The following is a 442-nucleotide window of genomic DNA, read 5'->3' as shown; positions in this document are numbered from 1 at the left end:
AGGACCAGGACATGAACATCATCCGCACCGCCATTCCCGACGTGCTGATCCTCGAGCCGAAGGTGTTCGGCGACGCGCGCGGCTTCTTCATGGAGAGCTGGAACCAGAAGGTCTTCGACGAGGCGGTGGGCCACCCGGTCCGCTTCGTGCAGGACAACCACTCGCGCTCGAGCCGCGGCGTGCTGCGCGGCCTGCACTACCAGCTGCCGCCGCATGCGCAGGGCAAGCTGGTGCGCGTGGTCTCCGGCTCGGTCTTCGACGTCGCGGTGGACCTGCGCCGCGGCAGCCCGACCTTCGGCCAGTGGGCCGGCGTCGAGCTGACCGGCGAGAACCACCGCCAGTTCTGGATTCCGCCGGGCTTCGCGCACGGCTTCGTCGTCACCAGCGAGACGGCCGACTTCCTCTACAAGACCACCGACCTGTACGCGCCGCAGTGCGAGGG

At 68.8% G+C, this 442-nt stretch carries 1 protein-coding gene; it reads left to right on the top strand.

The genetic code is table 11. From position 1 onward, the window contains the following. Positions 1 to 11 precede the first annotated feature (11 nt). Positions 12 to 442, top strand: a 431-nt coding sequence (gene rfbC / locus HZU84_RS20105; protein ID WP_180693131.1) for a dTDP-4-dehydrorhamnose 3,5-epimerase, incomplete at its 3' end; no start/stop codon positions are given.

The organism is Sphaerotilus sulfidivorans (genome assembly GCF_013426975.1).
In the GTDB taxonomy this organism is placed as follows: Bacteria; Pseudomonadota; Gammaproteobacteria; order Burkholderiales; family Burkholderiaceae_C; genus Sphaerotilus; species Sphaerotilus sulfidivorans.
This window is presented reverse-complemented; position numbering and strand designations above follow the sequence as displayed.